The organism is Microbacterium sp. HSID17254 (assembly GCF_003989315.1).
Taxonomy (GTDB): domain Bacteria; phylum Actinomycetota; class Actinomycetes; order Actinomycetales; family Microbacteriaceae; genus Microbacterium.
In genome coordinates, this window is sequence record NZ_RBLT01000133.1 from 1 (window position 1) to 952 (window position 952).

The window sequence follows — 952 nt, forward strand, 5'->3', positions numbered from 1 at the left end:
GCAACGGTGTGGTGTTCGCCCTGCGGCCCGACGGCAAGGCGACCGAGATCATGGGGGTAGACCAGCGGCTTTGCGCGAAGGCGTCGAGCCGGCGAGAGCAGATCGCCGGGGCGGTCCGGAGCGCGTCGGAGACCTTCGTCGAGCGCTACGGGCGGGAGCCCAGCCCGGCCGAGCGCAAGGAGATGGACCGGGTGGCATGGCGGCCGACCCGGGCCGCGAAGAACTACGAGGTGGCCCCTCGTCAGCCGATCGACAACTGGGTCAACGGAGTGCGCGGCGAGCTGCGTCAGAGTCTGCGCGCGGTCGGCCAGCAGGCCGCGCTCGTGCAGCGGCACGGGCACCCCGACCAGCACGGATACGCCGACCGAACCAAGCAGGAAGTGCGCCACGCCGCGGTTGCTGCAGTCGAGCTGCGCCACTCCACCTGGCAGGTCGGGAACCTCGTGCGCGCGGTGAACGACGAGCTTCTGCGGACCCCGCACCTCGAGGAGGGGGCCGAGGATCTCGCGCGCGAGGTCCTCGACAACCCCTCGGAGTACGGCGTCGTGCTGACCTCCCCGCCGGACCCGGCCCCGGTCCCGGAGGCGCTGCGTCGCGACGACGGCCACAGCCGCTACCGGCAGCACAACTTCGAGCGTTGGACGACCGCACGGCAGCTGACCGTCGAGTCCGGGATCGTCGCGAGGGCCCGCGAGGCCGGGGCCCCGGCGCTCGCCGGCCCGGAGCTGGAGCTGGCTCGCGTCGAGCTCATCGCTGCTGGTCTCGTCGGCGACCCGGTCGACGCAGTGATCGCGACGCTGTCCTCGGGCCGTCCCGGCCATGTCCTGCTCGGCCCGGCCGGCACCGGGATGTCCCGCACGATCGGTGCCCTCGCCCCGATCCGGCCGCACCCCGTCGGCGGACGTGTCCTGGGCCTGCCGAAGCCGCCGCTCGCCACCCAGGTGCTCGCCGC

General features: G+C 73.6%; 1 protein-coding gene. It reads left to right on the forward strand.

Going from position 1 to position 952, the window contains the following annotated elements:
- On the forward strand, positions 1 to 952 hold a 952-nt coding region (locus D8M34_RS18125), incomplete at both ends, for a relaxase domain-containing protein (RefSeq protein ID WP_148113098.1).